We start from the raw sequence: 245 nt of genomic DNA on the forward strand, positions 1-245 counted from the left end.
GCGCGAGCCGGTGCGCATGCGTGTGGCACGTGCAGCCCGCGTGCTGGGCATTCCGCTGTCGCATGAAGTCGTGGCCGATGTGTTCAAGCGCCTGGGCCTTACGTTCAACGTGGACGGCGATGTGTTCATCGTCGAGCCGCCGTCGTACCGCTTCGACATCGAGATCGAGGAAGACCTGATCGAAGAGGTCGCACGCATCTACGGTTTCGAGCAGATTCCGGCCAAGCCGCCGGTCGCCGAAAACG

1 protein-coding gene is annotated in these 245 nt (G+C 63.3%); it reads left to right on the forward strand.

The window, feature by feature from the left end; all coding sequences use genetic code 11:
* Positions 1 to 245, forward strand: a 245-nt coding sequence (locus tag ACVA58_RS28540) for a hypothetical protein (protein ID WP_446513596.1), incomplete at both ends; no start/stop codon positions are given.

The sequence above is a fragment of the Photobacterium sp. DNB22_13_2 genome (assembly GCF_052873915.1).